The organism is Dactylosporangium sp. NPDC051087, from assembly GCF_055586325.1.
This window is the reverse complement of record NZ_JBVJIJ010000022.1, coordinates 103,878-118,820: the sequence shown is the minus strand read 5'-3', so window position 1 is coordinate 118,820 and position 14,943 is coordinate 103,878. Positions and strand designations below refer to the sequence as shown.

The window sequence follows — 14,943 nt, the reverse complement described above, 5'->3', positions numbered from 1 at the left end:
AGCATCGACGGCATGTTTCGGATGCTGACAGCGCTGGCGTTGCGCCGGCCCGTGCTGGTCATCGTGTTCTGGGTCGCGGTCGTCGGGGTCGGGTTCGGCGTCGGCGGCGGGGTGTTCATGAAGCTCACCGCGCAGGTCGCGACCGTGCCCGGCTCGGAGACCGAGCGGGCTCTTGACCTGCGCGAAGAGGCCGCCGGTCCGCGGCCGGCGCAGCTGACCGTCGTCGCGACCGGCGGGGTCGACCTGACCGCCGCGCTCACCGAGGTGCGCGGCGTCGCCGGGGTCGATGACGTCGGCGAGCCGATGCCCGCCACCGCCGGCGGAGCGGTCCTGCTGCAGGTCACCGTCAAGGACACCGCGACCGCCGAGCAGGTCGCGACGCGGCTGCGGGCCGTCGACAGCGCGCGGGTGACCGTGACCGGCGGGCCGCTCACCGACGCCGAGTTCGCCACGCAGGCACAGTCCGACGTGCAGCGGGCCGAGCTCTTCACGATGCCGGTCGTGCTGGTCCTGCTCGTGATCGTGTTCGGCGGGCTCCTCGCCGGGGCGATGCCGCTGCTCGTCGCGGTCGCCGGGATCGGCGGCACGTTCGGCCTGCTCTACGCGCTGAGCTTCGCCACCGACATCTCCGTCTACGCGATCCAGGTCGCCACGATGCTCAGCGTCGGCCTCGCCGTCGACTACGGGCTGCTGCTGATCAGCCGGTTCCGCGCCGAGCGGGCCGCCGGCACCGGCGACGTGGCCGCCGCGCTCGCCGCCGCCGTCGACAAGGCCGGGCGGACGATCGCGGTCACCGGGCTGACCGTCGCGGCGAGCCTGCTCGGGCTGGCCGTGTTCCCGGACGCGTTCCTGCGGTCGATGGGTCTCGCCGGCACCGGCGTCGTCCTGGTCAACATGTTCGCCGTCCTCACCCTGCTGCCGGCGGTCCTCGCCCTGGTCGGCAAGCGGGTCAAGCCGGCAAAGGTCCGCACCGGCGACGGTGTCTTCGGCCGGCTCGCCGTCGCGGTGCAGCGCCGCCCGGTGCTCACCACCGTCCTGACCGGCGCGGCGCTGCTCGCCCTCGCCGTCCCCGCGCTCGACATGCGCCTCGGCAACAGCGACGCGCGGGCGCTGCCGGCCTCCACGCAGACCCGGCAGCAGCACGACCAGCTCGCCGCGCACTTCCCGGAGCTCATCGGCCCGGACGACATCGTCGCCGTGGTGCGCTCCTCCGCCACCGACGCCGCGACGCTGCAGTTCGCCGACCGGGTCCGGGCCGTCCCGGGCGTGTCGGACGTCAAGGTCGAGCCCGTCTCGGCGGCCGTCACCGTGGTACGGGCCACGCCCGTGCACCGCCCCGAGACCGGGCAGGGACGCGCGACGGTGACCGCGGTGCGCGACGTACCGGCGCCGTTCGAGGTCCTCGTCACCGGCGACGCGGCCCGGCTCGTCGACTACCGCGGGATGCTCGCGGACTACGGACCGATCGCCGCCCTCGTGGTGGTCGCCGCGACGATCGCGCTGCTCGCCGCGTTCACCCGCTCGGTGCTGCTGCCCCTGAAGGCGGTCCTCACCAGCGTCCTGAGCATCGGCGCCGCGCTCGGTGTCGTCACGCTCGTCTTCCAGGAGCGCGGCGACCTCGGCATGATCGACCTGACGGTGCCGGTCCTGGTCGCGGCGATCGCGTTCGGCCTGTCGGTCGACTACGAGGTGTTCCTGCTCGCCCGCATCCGCGAGCACCGGCTCACCGGCGCGGACTCCCGCCGATCGGTCGCGGTCGGCCTGCAGCAGACCGGCCGGATCGTCACCTCGGCGGCGCTGCTGCTCGTGGTGGTGTTCGCCGGGTTCCTGCTCGGCGGGTTCGCGCCGATCCGGGAGATCGGGCTCGGCCTGGTCGTCGCCATCGTCCTGGACGCCACCGTGGTCCGGATGCTGCTGGTCCCGGCGACGATGACCCTGCTGGGCCGGGCCGCCTGGTGGCCGGGCCGCGTCCCGCCCGCCACACCCGCTCCGGAGCCGGTGCCGGCCCTGGTGTCGTAGCCCCGGTTGCGAGATGTTTGGGGCCGGGTCCGGCCGGTTGCAATCCCCGTGATCGCCGGACCCGGCTCCTCGACGGCCCGCATGATGACCTCGGCAGAACACCGACGTTCTCACTGACGGACCAGGAGTGACCATGTCGCAGGAAGCCGAACAGGCCGCAGGCTCGTTGACCATCGCCGATCCGTTGACCATCGCACCGGCCGGCACCGCCGGCGCCGCACCGAACCCCGACGAGACCTGGCAGCTGCGGGGCGGGTTCGCCAACGTCTACTACGGCTCCGGAAACCAGGGCATCGTCCGGCCGGTCGTCATGGCCGACGGGTTCAACCTCGGCCGCAGCGACCTTGACTGGCTCTACCAGGGTCTGGACGGCAACGAGTACCGGCTGATCACCGAGCTGCGCCGGCGCGGCAAGGACGTCATCCTCGTCGGCTTCGACGAACGCACCGCGTCCATTGTGGACAACGCACGCGCGGTGCAGGAGGCGGTCATGCGCACGATCGCCGAGCGGCTGGGCGGCGAACCGCTCACCGTCGGCGGGTTCAGTATGGGCGGCCTCATCACCCGGTACGCGCTGGCGAGGCTCGAGACCGAGCGGATCGACCACCAGACCAGCACGTACTTCTCCTACGACACCCCGCACCGCGGCGCCGTCATCCCGCTGGGCCTGCAAGCCTTCTCACACTTCATCCCGTCGCTGCCGGGCTTCCCCAACGACTTCGCGAAGCAGATGAACAGCCCCGCGGCCCGGCAGATGCTGTGGCGGCACTACGACCCGCGGTCCGGAGCGATCGGCGAGGCCCCGGAACGCATCGCGTTCAAGGCCGAGCTGGAGCGCGTCGGCGGCTGGCCGCGGCTGCCCCGGCTCCTCGCCCTGGCCAACGGCTCCGGCGACAGCTCGGGCCTGAAGATCCCGCCGGGCGACGTCGCCCTCACCGTCGGCAAGATCTTCCCCGGCACCACCTTCATCACCCAGGCCGGCGGCGACGCGACGGTGGCGGAGCTGAAGCGCACATTCCCCGCCGCGGAGAAGACCATCACCACGAAGGACCTGCCGGAGCTCGACAGCGCCCCCGGCGGCACCCTCGACTCCTTCGAGATCCTCGCCGACGCCCTCCGCGCGAAGGGCGCCACCATCGACCTGCGCCACCCGACGGTCTGCTTCGTCCCCACCGTCAGCGCCGTCTCGATCCGCGACATCGACAAGCAGTCCGACCTGTACAGCAGCGTCGACCAGCTCGACCCGAACGAGGCCGACGTCGACGACTACCGCACCTCCGGCACGAACACCCCGCACACGGCCATCACCCACGAACTCGGCGAGTGGCTCGTCGACCGCGCCGGCGGCCGCTGACCACCCACCCCACCGCCCGGCAGCCGTTCCCCGGCCGCCGGGCGGCTCCGTGCCCGGAACCGCCCCGACGACCGGCCGTCGATCCGGCACATGAATGGGCCCGTCCGGCGCTCCCATGCCGGACGGGCCCTGTCAGTGGTGCTGAACGAGGCCGCCAGGGAACCTGCCCGGGCCGGTGGCGGCCGACCCGGGCAAGTCTGCTGAGAGCGCTCTCACAGCATTGAACTTCGATGGAACTCGATTGTCAAACGTTGTTAACGAGAAACTGTCACGGGAAGCTGACCAGGTACACGGGAACCGTGTTGGTGCCCTGCGCCGGACCACCCGTGGTGTTGATGACGTGCGCGATCGTGCCCTTGCCGCCGAGGGACACGGTGAGCAGGTCGTGGAACTTCACGCCCGCGGTGACCGGCGACTCGAAGCCGTGCTCGGCGACGATCGACGGGTCCACGTTGAAGTTGCAGTAGCTGCCCATCCCCCACGCCTCGTGGGTCGTGACGGTGTCCGCGACCTTGTACGCCGCGTAACCACGCGCGCCGGTGCGCCAGGCGGACTGGCTCGGCGGGTCGTACGGCATCTCGTTCTGGAAGAAGATCGTCCGGCCGCCCTGACCGTTCCAGATCACCTCGTCCTTCTGGTAGTGCTCGACGAACAGGCCGTAGGCGGAGACGTTGTTGCCGTTGACGATCAGGCCGGTGTCGGCGGTGTTGACGGTCCAGCCGACGCCGGCGCCGTGGTCGGCGCGCCACGCCCAGATGTGGTCGATGATCGTGTTGTTGGAGTTGACGACCAGGCTGTTGGTGGCCTTGCCCGGCCCGGCACCGCCGATGCGGAAGAACACGTCCTGCACGGTCGTCGGGTTGGCGGCGTGGCTCGCGGCCGAGCCGGCCTGACCGATCGTGAGCAGCGTGTTGGAGTTGACCGTGCCCGCGTCGAAGAGCACCCCGGCGATCTTGACCCCGTCGACGTCGGCGACGGTCATCGCGTTGACCCCGTTGTCCGGGATCAGCGTCGGGTACCCCTCACCGAGGATCACGGTGTTGGGGTTGGTCACGTTGAGCGTCTGGTTCAGGTGGTACACGCCCGGCGAGAAGAAGATGTGCTTGCCGCAGGCGAGGGCGGCGTTGATGGTGCCGGCGCTGACGCCGGGCGCGGCGACGAAGAAGTCCGACAGCGGGATCGACGAGCCCGGCGTGGCACCGCCGGACCACGTGGTGCCCACCGCGTTGGTGCGCAGGTTCGGCACGAACACGCGGTAGGTGCTGCCGTCCAGGTACAGGTAGGGCTTCTCCCGGATCACCGGCGTGTTGGGCACCACGGTGTAGGGCGGGCTGGGGAAGCTGTTCGCCGGGGCACCCTGCACACCGGAGAACACCATGTTCCACACGCCGTTGACCCAGCTGCCGATGGAGCTGTCCCGCGTGTACCACTGCTGCTGCGAGTACGGTCCGACGCTGCCGTCGATCTTGCTGTCGGCGATGTAGCCGCCGCTCGCCCAGCCGTAGCCGTTCGGGGCCAGGTTGAGCTTGCCGCGGATGTGGACCCGCCGCATCGGCGCGGCCTGCGCGACCGCCCACCGGTCGCCGCCGTTGGCGTTGCTCGGCACGATCGACAGGTTCTCGATCGAGCGCCAGAAGTTCTGCGTCGCGTTGCCGCCGAACCAGCCGGCGTCCACGGTCACGTCACCGTTGATGACCACGTCGTCGGGGCTGCGCCCGAGGCCGATCACCGAGGTGTAGAACCCTGTGTTGACGTTGATGCCACTGTACGTGCCGGGCTTGAACGCCAGCACGTACCGCTGCAGGCCGAACTGGTTGGACTCCTGAGACGCGAAGACCGTGTCGACCTGGCTCTGGATGCTGGCCGCGGACATCGACGGGTCGAACACGATGAACGTCGCGGGCAGCGGCTGCGACGCGGGCGGGGTCGTGCAGACGGGCGGCTCCGTGGGGGTGCCGCTGTAGACGGCCAGCTCCTTGATGGAGTACCCGTAGTTGTTGGCCCGCTGCGTACCGTACACGCGCAGGTACCGGCCGGTGCCGCTGACGTTGAGCGTCTGGGTGCCGCCGGTGCTCGTCGTGGTGGAGTAGATCGAGGTCCAGCTGCCGGCCGCGGCGGTCGGCGAGACCTCGACGCTGAAGGCCTTGGCGTAGGACGTCTGCCAGGTGATGACGACCTGGCAGACGTCGGTGGCGGCGCCCAGGTCGACCTGCAGCCACTGCGGGTCGCTGAACGCGCTGGACCAGCGGGTGTTGACGTTGCCGTCGACGGCCTTGGCCGGGGTGAGGCTGCCGTTCTCGTTGGACGAGGAGGTGGCGGGCTTGTTCAGCGCGACGTTCGTCGTGCCGCAGGCGGCGTGCGCCGGTGCGGTCGTGGCGCCCAGGACGGCGACGGTGCCGCCGAGCATGAGCACGGCGCTGAGCAGGGCTCTTGACACCCTGTTGGGGGCATGGGGCATTGGAGCATCTCCCTCAGATGGCGGGGTGGGGACATGTGCCTCGGACGGTAATGACGCCGCTCCGGGGGCGGCAATCGTTTGCCATCCATTTGCCAAACTCGATCTTCGGGCGGGTGGTTGAGTCGGAAACCTGACGCGGTGGGGACCCGGGTGTCGCGGTGCGCGGCGGATGCCTACGCTGACCTGCGAATGCGTCTCCGGGGAGGAAGACAGATGGCCGTTCACGTCGACTTGCAGGCAACGCCCGAGGTGCTCCGCCAACGCCTGTATGACGGTCACCTTCTGGTGATGACGAAGCTGCCGTCCGTGGCGAAGTTCGTCGATCACGCCCGGCAGCAGCTCACCGAGCTCTTCGCGCCGCACGACCCCGAGCACGCCCACGAGCACTTCGAGCCCGCCGCGATGGCCGCGCTGCTCGGCCCGTGGAAGCCGCGGTTCATCCACGACGAGCGGTCCAAGAAGCTGGTCCGCAACATCATCGAGGAGGCCGGCTTCACCGCCGAGGAGACCCACTTCGACGTGCCGAAGCCCCGCACCTCGTTCCCCGTCGGGCACCTGACGACCGGCGTCGCGTTCGCCTTCCCGTGGCACCGCGACGTGTGGTATTCAGCGCCGAACCAGCAGCTCAACTGGTGGCTGCCGATCTTCCCGGCGCGCGACACCAACGCGATGTCCTTCGACCTGGACCGCTTCAACGCGCCCGTCGCCAACAACTCCGGCGACTTCGACTACTACCGCAACAACATCGGCCGGCTCACCACCGCCGCCTCCGTCAAGCAGGAGGCCCAGGTCCGCCCCGGCGCCACCGAGCACAACCCGCCCAACGAGCTCATCGTGCTCCCCGCCCCCGGCCAGGTCCTGCTGTTCTCCGGCGCCCACCTGCACCGCTCCACCCCCAACACGTCGGGCCTGGCCCGCTACAGCGTCGACTTCCGCACCGTGCACGTCCCCGACGTCATCGCCGGCCGGGGCGCGCCGCTCGCCGACACGTACTGCTCGGGCACCGCGATCCGCGACTTCGTCAACGTCGCCGACGAGTCCCGCTTCGAGGAGTCCACCGTCCGCTCCATCTACGGCGACCCGCCCGCCGACGCCATGCTCGTCTTCGAGGCCCCGAAGTGACCCCGTGCTGACCGTCGGCGCGATCGTCCTGGGCGTCGACGACGTGGACCGTGCCGTCCGTTTCTGGCAGGAGGCGCTCGGATACCGCAGGCACGAGACCGGATTCGGCGGGGCCGCGACGATCCTCGTGCCGGTCGACGGCCCGGGCACGCCGATCGCGTTGCAGCGCAACGAGACCCCGCCGCAGGACCACCCGCGCATCCACCTGGACCTGCACGTATCCGACCTCGCCGCCATGGTGGCCGAGACGCGGCGGCTGGTGTCGCTCGGCGCGTCGCGCGTCGACTGGGACAGCTACCCGGCCGACCCCGACTTCGTCGTGCTCGCCGACCCCGACGGCAACCGCTTCTGCGTCGTCGACCTCGGCCACGTCCCGGTCTGACCACAGTGGACAGTGTCCGGAATCCGGTGTGAACGGCGGCGGGTCGGCGCCGGACCCGTCCACACCGGACGATCGACATCCTAGAGCCCCGGCGTGTCATGCGTCTCGTGCCGCGGATCCGACCGTTCACTGGTCGAAACCCGTAATGTTTCAGTGGAAGAATGCGGGGTAGCGCGACGAAAATGCGAAGAGGGGTGCGGATGCGACTGGCAGTGCTCGATGTGGGCTCGAATGCCGCGCACCTGCACGTCGTCGACGCGCGACCGGGAGCCGCACCACAGTCGGTGTTCCGACTCAAGGCCCCGACGCTGCTCGCCGACTCCGTCGGCAAGGACGGCGCCCTGTCCGACGACGCGGTGGACCGGCTCGTCTCCGCCGTCACGGAGACCGTCGACGCGTCCCGCCGGCACGCCGTCACCGACCTCATCCCCCTCGCCACCGCGACGATCCGCGACGCGACCAACGTCGCGGAGATCCGCGCCCGGGTCCGCGCCGCGGCCGGCATCGAGCTGCGCTCCCTCAGCGGCGAGGACGAGGCCCGCGTCACGTTCCTCGCCGTGCACCGCTGGCTCGGCTGGCCCACGGGCCCGGTCCTGCTGCTCGACATCGGCGGCGCGACCGCCGAGATCGCGGCCGGCACCGGCGAGCTGCCCGACGTCGCGGTGTCGTTCCCCCTCGGCGCCGCCCGCATCACCCGCACCATGCTCCCCTGCCACCCCGCCCGCCGCCGCGACGTCGACGCCGTGCACAAGCACGTCCTGCGCTCCGTCCGCCCGCACGCCTCGGTCGTGCCGGAGGGCGCCCGCAACGTCGCGACGTCGAAGACCTTCAAGCAGCTCGCCCGCGTCGCCGGCACCGACGGCCGGCTCACCCTCGACGGCCTGCACCGGTGGATCCCCCGCCTGACGCAGATGCGCCCCGAGGAGCGCGCCGACCTGCCCGGCGTCGCCGCCAGCCGCTCCCGCCAGCTCCTCGCCGGCGCCGTCATCGCCGCCGCCACGATGGAAGCCCTCGACATCACCCACGTCGACGTCTGCCCCTGGGCCCTGCGCGAAGGCCTCCTGCTCCGCCGCATCACCGAACTCAGCAGCTGACACCCGCGCCCTGCCCCTCGCAGACCTGCCCCTCGCAGACCTGCCCCTCGCAGACCTGCCCCTCGCAGACCTGCCCCTCGCAGACCTGCCCCTCGCAGACCTGCCCCTCGCATGCCCGACCCTCGCAGCCCTGCCCGGCACAGGCGCGCACGGCACCCACCGCCGCCCACAACACACCGGCACGGCACTGGTCAGGGTCAGGGGCCGAAGCGACGGCCGGCCCGGCGGGTTTACGGCCGGCGAAGGCGCACACAGCTCCCACCACCCACCGCCACGGCACGCCGCGGCACGCCACCGCATGGCACGGCACGCCACCGCATGGCACGGCACGCCACCGCATGGCACGGCACGGCACGGCACGGGTCAGGTCAGGTCAGGTCAGGGTCCGAGACGGCGGGCCAGCCCGGCGGGCTTGCGGCCGGCGAAGGCGCGCGCAGCGGCCCCCACGGCACACCGGCACGGCAAGGGTGAGGGTCAGGGGCCGAAGCGGCGGGACGGGCCGGCGGGCTTGCGGGCCGCGGGGGCGAGGCAGAGCTGCGTCTGCTCCTGCATCGCGTAGGGCTGGGCGGGGTCGGGGCACGATCCCGCCGGAAACACCCTGGCGGTGACGGTGTAGGCGTCGGGCTCGGCGCAGTCGACCCGGCGGGCCTCGGCGCCGTCCTGGCGGACGCACTGACCGACCTGGATCGTGGCGAGCGACTCCGACGGCGCCACCACGAACCCGACCCAGACCCCGGCGGCCACAGCCACGGCGGCCGCGGCGAGCGATCCGGCGGTGACCTTCGCGGCGCGGACGGCCCTCTTCCTGGTGCTCCCGGACGCCGTCGCCGGGTGTACCGGCGGGCGCCCGTCCCCCGCACCGGGAAAGCCAGGGGCGGAACCGGCGGCCGACGAGCGGCGCCGGCGGAGGCGGTCGAGCAGGGAAGCCGGGTGCCGCACGGGAACGTCGACCGGCTCGACGTACGGCACCTCCGACCACTGTCCCGGACGCGCCGTGTCCGGGTACGCCTCGTGCGGCCCGAAGCCCTGGTGCGGGCCGAAGGCCTCGTGCGGACTGCCTGCCGGGTGCCGGGCACCCTGCTGCTGGGGACCGCTCGCGTGTGGGGAAGCGCCCGCGGTGTGCGGACCGGCCGACGCGGGATGGGGACCGGACGTCGCATACGGATCAGCTTGCGGCCCCGGCGCGGCGGCCTTCGGGGGGTCCTGCTCCCGCCGGACATCAGCCTGGTCCGGCACACCAGATGAAGCCGGCCCCGGCACACCGGATGAAGCCGGCCGCGGCACGCCAGATGAAGCCGGCCGTGGCGCGCCAGATGAGCGCGGGACACCAGCCGCGCCCGGCGCGCTGGAAGCATGCGGGACATCAGCCGGCCGGGACGCGCCCGGGACATGCGGGACGTCCGCCGATTGCGGTGCCGCCGGGGCGCCCGGGATGCGCGAGGCGCCGGTCGGGGGCGCGGATGCCGGACCGGCGGCGAACGCGGCGGGCTCGAAGGCCGGGCTTTCCGGTGCCGGTACAGCAGCGGCATCCGCGACAGGAGTGGCCGCGGTGGCCGCGCGGGGGCGGCGGGCGTTCGCGCGGGGACGGACCGGCAGGCACCCGTCGGCGACCGCGAGCTTCGGGCGGCGCACGAGCGTCGGCTCCAGACCGAGACGCTCGCGCAGCAGCCGGGCCACCAGCGGCATCCGCGACGAGCCGCCGATGAGCAGCACCCCGGCGACGTCGGCCGGGGCGACGCCCGCCTCCAGGATCGCCTCGACCGTCGCCTCGACCGTGCGGTCCAGCAGCGGCCGGGCGACCGCCTCCAGGTCGGTGCGGTGCAGCTGGACCGACTCCTCGAAGAGCGGCACCCGGATCGTGGTGGACTCGGCGACGGACAGCAGCTCCTTCGCGGCGCGGACCTCGTCCAGCAGCCGCCGGCCGGCGCGCCAGTCCTCGGCGGTCCGCGGCAACGTGAGGCGCTCCCAGCGGATGCTGTCGTCGGCGATGAGGGTGCCGAGGTGGGTGACGACGGCCGCGTCGAGTTCCAGGCCGCCGACGTCGGGGAGCTCGCGCTGCGCGAGGACGTCGAACGTCGCGCCCGCGCGGCGCACGACGGCGGCGTCGAAGGTGCCGGCGCCCAGGTCGTAGACGATGAGGCCGGCGCCGTCGGGGACCTCGAGGGTGCCCGAGTCGACGACGTGCAGCGCGGCGGCGACGGGCTCGGCGAGCAGCTTCGTGTGGCCGAGGCCGACCTTCGCCGCGGCCCGGGTGAGCGTCGCCTGCTGGCGGCGGTCCCAGCAGGCCGGGTGGGTGAGCGTCACGCTGGTCATCGGCTCGCCCGCGACGCGCCGGGCCTCGGCCGCGACCCGCCCCAGGACGGCCGCGTACAGGTCGCCGACCGGGCACTCGACGCCGCCGAGGACGACCGCGCCGGTGTCGACGCAGCGTTTCGGGTACGCGGCGAGCCGGTCGGGGAACGTCTGGCCGAGGACCAGCGCGTCGCGGCCGACGAGCAGGTGCGGCGCGTTGTCCAGACACGCCGCGGACGGCAGGAACTCCTCGCCGTCGAACACGAGCGGATGGTGCTCGCCGTCCGGCCCCGCGAGCACGGCGACGGTGCTCGACGTGCCGAAGTCGACACTCAGCTGATAGCCTCCCACGCTTTCAGGCTAAATGTCCGGCAGGCCCGTTGTCTCACGGTTGGTACGGCGGCGCCTCGCCCCGCTCGTCAGACGGTCAGCAGGGTCTTGCCGAGGGCCTCGCGGGACTCGATGGCGGCGTGGGCGTCGGCGGCGTGGGCGAGGTCGAACGTCTGGCCGATGACCGGACGTAGCCTGCCCTCCGCGGCGGCCCGCAACGCGCGGGCGGCGAGCTCCGGGGCGCGCTGCCCGATCTTCAGCAGCTCCGGGAAGCCGAAGCCGGTCACGCCCTCGCCGGTCTGGGTCGGCGGGCCACCCGCGGCGCCGTGGACGAGGTACCGGCCGTCGGGCCTGGTCGCCGTGAGCGCTTCGCGGCCGAGGGTGCCGCCGACACCGTCGTACACCACGTCGAAACCCCTGACCGGGTCGCTCCAGCCGGGCGTGGTGTAGTCGACGGCGTCGGCGCCGAGGTCCCTGACCAGCGCGAGCTTCCGCTCCCCCGACGCCGCCCCGACGACCCGCGCGCCGGAGTGCAGGGCGAGCTGCACGAGGAGGCTGCCGAGCCCACCGGCGGCGGCCAGGACCAGCACCGTCTCCCCGGGCCGCGGCGCGGCGAGCTCGTGCAGGCCGAGCGCGGTCCGCCCGTCGGCGATGAGCGCCGTCGCGTCCGGCGTCGACACCCCGCCGGGGATCGGGAGCACGTTGCGGGCCGCGGCGACGGCCAGCTCCGCGTACCCGCCGGTGCCGTTCAGGCTCGCCACGACCCGCCTGCCGACCAGCTCCGGGTCGCGGCCGGGCCCGACGGCGGCGACGGTCCCGCCGACCCCGTTGCCAAGAATGGCAGGCGGGACCGCACCCGCCTTCGGGGCCCGGCCGGCCCTGGTCTGCGTCTCGATGAACGTGATCCCGGCGACCTCCACCCGGATCAGCACCTCGTCCGGCCCGGGGACCGGCTCGGCGGCCTCCCCCAGCTCCAGCACCGACGGGGGTCCGACCGCACGCCACCACACAGCTCGCATCACGCGCACCAGCCTGCAACCTCAACCGCGGTTGAGGTCAAGCGATCCGGTGCCGCGGCGTTACCGTGGTCCGCTATAAGTTGACGATGGACTATCCGGCCTACCTGGCGACGATGCCGATGCATGCGATCACCGAGGTCTACGGGGAAGACGGGCTGCGGGAGCGGTACCGGCTGGAGATCCAGCGGTTCGAGGCGGCCGAGCGGGACCGGCTCGTCGACGCGCTGGAGCTGGCGACGCGGCTGCACCAGGACGACCGGCGGGTGCGGGAGCCGTACGTGAACCATCTGCTGCGCGTCGCGATCCGCATCATGCACCACTACGAGGTCGGCGACGTCGACGTGATCGTCGCGGCGGTCCTGCACGACGCCGTCGAGGACCACCCCGACGAGCTGGCCGGCGTGCCGGGCGCCACGGCGGAAGCGGCGCTCGCCGTTCTCGCCGCCCGCTTCGGTACGCGCACCGCACAGCTCGTCGCGGCCGTCACCAACCCGGTCTACGACCCGGACGTGGACAAGCACACCCAGTATCGGCAGCACGTGCGGGACAGCCTGGAGCGCGAGCCGTGGGCGCGGGTGCTGAAGGTGTCGGACTTCACCGACAACGGCGTCGGTGTCATCCACACCACCGGGCCGAAGGTGGCGTCGTCGGCGGCGAAGTACCGGCCGCTGGTGCCGGTGCTGCGCGAGCTCGTCGCGCGCCCGGACACCCCGCTGTCGCGGCTGGTGAAGCAGCACATCTTCCGCCAGCTCGACCTCGCCGAGGAGCGCTTCGCGGCCATTCTCGACCCCGCGCACTGACGCCGGCCGCGTCTCAGGACGGCCGCACGGCCAGATCGGTCGCGGGGCGGCGCAGCAGCGCCTCGACGTCACCGGCGGGCAGCGGCCCGGCGGCCGGCGCCACCCGCACCCCGCGTTCCCGCAGCCGCCGCACCTGCGAAGCGGACCGGTCATCGGCGGCGTCGAACCGGAGCACCAGATGCCGCGGGTCGAACCCGGACTGGTCGAGCTCGCGCAGCACGTCGTCGGCGAGGGCCGGGCGGGTCAGCTCCGCCGGTGGCAGGGGTGATGCTCAGGTGCAGCGTCCGTCCGGCGGGCAGGTCCGCCTGCCACCGGCCGACCTGCCGGCACGCCTCCCGGAGCACGGAGTCCAACGGCTGCCGCTGCAGGACCGGTTCGACCGCCACGATGTCGCCGGTGGCCGGGTCGGCGATCGGCCGGTACTGCGGCTGCTGTGGCTGGTCGGGGTGGGCGGGCGCCGGCGCGGTGTCCACGGCCTCGGCGGAGTACCGCACCCAGCTCGGCGTGCCCCGGCGTTTGGCCGCGTACATCGCGAGGTCGGCGCGGTGCAGCAGCTCGCTCGCGTCGAGGTCGCCCGGGGCGCCGTCCGGGCCGCGCCCGGCGACCGCGATGCCGATGCTGGCCCGCAGGTGCAGGGTGTGCCCGGCCAGGTTCAGCGGCGGCACGCAGGCGTCCAGGATGCGCTCCGCGACGCCGGTGGCGTCCCCGGCGCCGGGCAGGACGACGGCGAACTCGTCCCCGCCGAGCCGGGCGGGCGTGTCGGTGGCCCGGCTGACCTTCCGCAGCACGTCGGCGAACGCGACGAGGAGCTGGTCGCCGACCTCGTGCCCGTAGGTGTCGTTGACCTGTTTGAAGCCGTTGAGGTCGATGAGCAGCACCGCGACCGGTGTGCCGCCGCGGCGGTGCCGTTCCAGCGCCGCGCTGAGCACGTCGCGCAGCTGGAGCCGGTTGGCGAGGCCGGTGAGGCTGTCGGTGACGACCAGGGTGTAGTTCTCGCGGGACGCGACGATCTGCCGGGACGCGACGCCGAGGGTCATGACGAGCGCGCCGACGACCAGGCCGAACCACGGGAACCAGCCGGCCTGGACCGCGGCGACGACGAGCAGGACGTAGCCGCCGGCCAGCGCGACGTACGGCAGCCACGCGTTGCGGCGCAGCGGCCGCCCGGCGGTGGCGCCGTCGCCGGCTGGTGCCGGCCGCACGGTGGACGCGAGCAGGATCAGGAACATCGGCAGGTGCAGCGCGCTCGGCACCAGCGCGTCCTGGCCGACGCCGCGGACCATCGTGTACAGGAACGCGGTGTCGACGATGAGGTAGCCGACGGTGCCGGCGAGCAGCAGGGTCAGCGGGGTCCGGGCCGCGCCCGCGGAGCCGCGCAGCAGCACGGTGCCGACGCCGACGAGCAGCACGACGTCGCCGACGGCGAAGACGACCGCGCCGAGGCCGAGCGGGTTGAGCAGGTCGCCGCTCTGCAGTGCCGGGCCGAGCACCAGGTACCACATCAGCATCACGCCGGCGCCGAGGACGGTGGCGACGGCCATGGTGAGCTTCCAGCGGGCCCTGCGGTCCATCGGTTCGGTGGCGAACGACAGCAGCCCCATGAGCAGCACCGGCACGACCAGGGTGCGGGGCACGACGGCGAGGACGGTCGCCGGGCCCCAGCTCTTGTCGCCGGTGGTGAACGCGATGGAGAAGCCGACACCGGCGACGATGAGCAGCGCGAGCGCGGCGCTGGTGAACCGGAACGGGCGGCGCGCCGCGCGCGGCTGCCGCCGGTCGGCCGCCACGCGGAGGTGGCAGGCGAGCGCGACGGCCTCCAGCGTGCACAGGGAGATGCCGGCCGCCTTGGTGTTGAACAGGTCGATGAGGCGGAACACGCTCAGTCCCGCGAAGAGCAGGCACGCCGCGACCAGCAGGCGCCGGTTCGGTGCCGGATCGTTCCCTGCGGCCAAGTCTCGTCACCCCGGTCACTGCGGTCACTGCGGATCAGGCAGCACTCGGCACTCCTATCGGCGCCGGTCCCCCGTACCTGAGCGGAGTCTTGACCTGTAGTGCGGTTGAGGTCCGAAGGTG

The 14,943-nt window shown here is 72.8% G+C and carries 10 protein-coding genes; 6 read left to right on the top strand and 4 right to left on the bottom strand.

The features are described 5' to 3' along the window. The first annotated feature begins 21 nt into the window (after nt 1–21). On the top strand, nt 22–2,019 hold the full coding sequence (locus ACZ6TV_RS36805; RefSeq protein WP_465302763.1) for an MMPL family transporter: 1,998 nt from the start codon (nt 22–24) through the stop codon (nt 2,017–2,019). Between the two features lie 133 nt (nt 2,020–2,152). Next, nucleotides 2,153–3,373: an esterase/lipase family protein gene (locus ACZ6TV_RS36800; protein WP_465302761.1), complete on the top strand. Its 1,221-nt coding sequence runs from the start codon at nt 2,153–2,155 to the stop codon at nt 3,371–3,373. 268 nt (nt 3,374–3,641) lie between these two features. Here ACZ6TV_RS36800 and ACZ6TV_RS36795 read toward each other — a convergent pair whose 3' ends face one another. After that, on the bottom strand, nt 3,642–5,780 hold the full coding sequence (locus tag ACZ6TV_RS36795; protein WP_465302901.1) for a discoidin domain-containing protein: 2,139 nt from the start codon (nt 5,778–5,780) through the stop codon (nt 3,642–3,644). A 339-nt stretch (nt 5,781–6,119) separates the two neighbouring features. Here ACZ6TV_RS36795 and ACZ6TV_RS36790 point away from each other — a divergent pair, with 339 nt between their 5' ends. The 3 genes from ACZ6TV_RS36790 (at nt 6,120) to ACZ6TV_RS36780 (ending at nt 8,429) form a co-directional block, all read left to right on the top strand. Further along, on the top strand, nt 6,120–6,953 hold the full coding sequence (locus tag ACZ6TV_RS36790) for a phytanoyl-CoA dioxygenase family protein (RefSeq protein WP_465302760.1): 834 nt from the start codon (nt 6,120–6,122) through the stop codon (nt 6,951–6,953). A gap of 4 nt (nt 6,954–6,957) precedes the next feature. Beyond that, nucleotides 6,958–7,335, top strand: coding sequence for a VOC family protein (locus ACZ6TV_RS36785; RefSeq protein WP_465302758.1), 378 nt, complete (start codon nt 6,958–6,960; stop codon nt 7,333–7,335). 200 nt (nt 7,336–7,535) lie between these two features. Then, a complete protein-coding gene (locus ACZ6TV_RS36780; protein ID WP_465302756.1) occupies nt 7,536–8,429 on the top strand; it encodes a Ppx/GppA phosphatase family protein in 894 nt (297 codons plus the stop codon). Nucleotides 8,430–8,903: 474 nt separating this feature from the next. Here ACZ6TV_RS36780 and ACZ6TV_RS36775 read toward each other — a convergent pair whose 3' ends face one another. Both ACZ6TV_RS36775 and ACZ6TV_RS36770 read right to left on the bottom strand, forming a co-directional pair. Continuing rightward, the gene (locus ACZ6TV_RS36775) at nt 8,904–11,072 is read right to left on the bottom strand and encodes an Hsp70 family protein (RefSeq protein WP_465302754.1); all 2,169 of its coding nucleotides are present in this window, start codon (nt 11,070–11,072) and stop codon (nt 8,904–8,906) included. Nucleotides 11,073–11,140: 68 nt separating this feature from the next. Next, nucleotides 11,141–12,070: a zinc-binding dehydrogenase gene (locus ACZ6TV_RS36770; RefSeq protein WP_465302899.1), complete on the bottom strand. Its 930-nt coding sequence runs from the start codon at nt 12,068–12,070 to the stop codon at nt 11,141–11,143. An 86-nt stretch (nt 12,071–12,156) separates the two neighbouring features. Here ACZ6TV_RS36770 and ACZ6TV_RS36765 point away from each other — a divergent pair, with 86 nt between their 5' ends. Further along, nucleotides 12,157–12,870 (top strand): HD domain-containing protein, encoded by a 714-nt coding sequence (locus ACZ6TV_RS36765; protein WP_465302752.1) that lies wholly within the window; start codon nt 12,157–12,159, stop codon nt 12,868–12,870. Between the two features lie 149 nt (nt 12,871–13,019). Here ACZ6TV_RS36765 and ACZ6TV_RS36760 read toward each other — a convergent pair whose 3' ends face one another. Further along, complete coding sequence (locus ACZ6TV_RS36760) at nt 13,020–14,822, bottom strand: diguanylate cyclase domain-containing protein (RefSeq protein WP_465302750.1); 1,803 nt, start codon at nt 14,820–14,822, stop codon at nt 13,020–13,022. Between the last annotated feature and the right edge of the window lie 121 nt (nt 14,823–14,943).

Bases quoted from the DNA above. Each gene is read 5' to 3' on its own strand.
- ACZ6TV_RS36805 (WP_465302763.1), top strand. From the start codon at position 22: ATGCTGACAGCGCTGGCGTTGCGCCGGCCCGTGCTGGTCATCGTGTTC.
- ACZ6TV_RS36800 (WP_465302761.1), top strand. From the start codon at position 2,153: ATGTCGCAGGAAGCCGAACAGGCCGCAGGCTCGTTGACCATCGCCGAT.
- ACZ6TV_RS36795 (WP_465302901.1), bottom strand. From the start codon at position 5,780: ATGCTCGGCGGCACCGTCGCCGTCCTGGGCGCCACGACCGCACCGGCG.
- ACZ6TV_RS36790 (WP_465302760.1), top strand. From the start codon at position 6,120: ATGACGAAGCTGCCGTCCGTGGCGAAGTTCGTCGATCACGCCCGGCAG.
- ACZ6TV_RS36780 (WP_465302756.1), top strand. From the start codon at position 7,536: ATGCGACTGGCAGTGCTCGATGTGGGCTCGAATGCCGCGCACCTGCAC.
- ACZ6TV_RS36770 (WP_465302899.1), bottom strand. From the start codon at position 12,070: ATGCGAGCTGTGTGGTGGCGTGCGGTCGGACCCCCGTCGGTGCTGGAG.
- ACZ6TV_RS36765 (WP_465302752.1), top strand. From the start codon at position 12,157: ATGGACTATCCGGCCTACCTGGCGACGATGCCGATGCATGCGATCACC.